This is a genomic window from Micromonospora sp. NPDC003776, from assembly GCF_053605645.1.
This window is the reverse complement of sequence record NZ_JBSGJR010000883.1, coordinates 1-1,771: the sequence shown is the minus strand read 5'-3', so window position 1 is coordinate 1,771 and position 1,771 is coordinate 1. Positions and strand designations below refer to the sequence as shown.

1 protein-coding gene and 2 pseudogenes are annotated in these 1,771 nt (G+C 76.5%); all 3 read right to left on the bottom strand.

Features of this window, described 5'->3' with window-relative positions; translation table 11 throughout:
• Positions 1 to 433: pseudogene (locus ACWEVO_RS36060) on the bottom strand (hypothetical protein); the annotation flags it as partial.
• A 105-nt stretch (positions 434 to 538) separates the two neighbouring features.
• Complete coding sequence (yaaA, locus tag ACWEVO_RS36055; RefSeq protein ID WP_452311872.1) at positions 539 to 1,336, bottom strand: peroxide stress protein YaaA; 798 nt, start codon at positions 1,334 to 1,336, stop codon at positions 539 to 541.
• Positions 1,337 to 1,357: 21 nt separating this feature from the next.
• Positions 1,358 to 1,771: pseudogene (locus ACWEVO_RS36050) on the bottom strand (hypothetical protein); the annotation flags it as partial.

Here is a 1,771-nt window from a genome sequence, read left to right as displayed (position 1 = left end):
CGGCCGCGTCCACGGTGACCCGCTGGTTCTCCTCGCGTTCGGCCCGGGCCAGGGTGAGCAGCGCGTCGAGCACGGTGGCCAGCCGGTCGGTCTCCAGCAGCGCCGCGTACGTCGACCGGTGCTCGCGGGGCACGTACAGCCGGTGCAGCTCGTAGCGGCGGCGCAGCCCGCCGGTGGCCAGCTCGTGCTCGACCGGCACGTCGAGGCGGCCGAGCAGCTGCCGCATCCGGCGCGCCGCGTCCGCCCGGTTGAACTCGGCCATCCCACCCCGGTACGTGCCGATCTCCGGCCGGCGGCCCTCGCTGGCCGGCGGCGGGGTGCAGCGCACCAGGCAGGCCACCTCGAACGCGTCGGCGAGGGTCAGCCAGTCCAGCGGCGGCGGTACGGGCGACGGGCGGGCCCGGTCGAGCAGACTGATGGATTCGGGGGCCATCGTGGGTGCTCCTTGCGTCGGGGTTCCCTTAAAGTGACCCCCGGCGCGGGCCGCGCGAAACCGCTGCGCCCCAGCCTTGAGCAAAATTTGCGGCTGGCGCCCGCGTTACAGCTCGGTGACCACGATGTCGAGCTGGCGTGGCCGACCGGCGGCGCTCGGCTGCTCCTCGACCGTGTACTTCAGGTCCCGTAGCGCCCCGACCAGCGCGGCGGCGGTGCGCGGCCGGGCGCCGGCGGTCAGCAGGTCGCGGACCAGGCGGCCCTTGGTGGCCTTGTTGAAGTGGCTGACCACCGAGCGGGTGGGCACCCCGTCGACCGCCCGCTCGTGCAGCACCCGGACGGTCACCGTGCGCTCGGCGACCGCCCCGCGCGGCGCCCAGGTGGCCGCGTACGCGCCGGAGCGCAGGTCCAGTACCGGCCCGCTGCCGGCGGCCGCCGCCATCGCCGGCCCGAGCGCCGTCCGCCAGTACGCCGACAGCGCGCCGACGCCCGGCAGCTTCGCCCCGACCGGGCAGCGGTAGGGCGGGATCCGGTCGGTGAGGCGGACCGCGCCCCAGAGGCCGGAGCTGATCAGCACCGAGCGGCGGGCCAGCCGTTCCGCCGCGGGGGGCAGGGTGGCCAGGTCGAGGGCCTCGTACAGCACCCCGGTATAGATCCGCCCGGCCGGGGCGGTGGCCGCCTCCCGCAGCCGCGCGTTGCGGCGCAGCTCGCCGCGCTGCCCCTCGCTCAGGCCGAGCGCGGCGCGGGCCGCCACCTCGTCCGGCCCGGCGCAGAGCGCCACCAGGGCGGCCAGCACCTCCTCGCGGGCCGGGGTCAGCTCCGGCAGGGAGAGCCGGGACAGGTCCAGCCGCCGGCCCGTGCCGGCCTCGGCCTTCCCCTCGGACGGGGGCAGCAGGATGAGCATCGGATCAGGGTACGACCGCACTCAGCGCCACGGCCGCACGGCGCTCTCCGGGTGGTACACGCGATAGCCACCGACCTCGGCCACCACGGCCGCGTCGGCCCGGTCGCCGAGCAGCCGGCGCAGCCCCCGCTCCGCCGACGACCCGACCGCCACCACGTACCCGGGCCGAGCCGCCCGCCCCACCCGCTTCCAGTACGCGGGATAGCGGTTCTGCCCCGGCGTCAGGTTGCCGTCCAGCACCCCGCAGACCACCGCCTCACCGGTGTTGAAGATCAGCCGGTTGCAGGTCCAGTAGTCCGCGTACACCTCGTGCAGGCCGGCCCGGCGCACCGTGTCGGCCAGTTCCCGGGCGCGTCGCTCCTCGGCGCGCAGCCCCGGCGCGTCCGCGACGAACGCCACCGTGGCGGCGATCGTGGCGGCCGTGATCGCGGCCAG

Coding starts and splice junctions, on each gene's coding strand:
- yaaA (WP_452311872.1), bottom strand. CDS start 1,336: ATGCTCATCCTGCTGCCCCCGTCCGAGGGGAAGGCCGAGGCCGGCACG.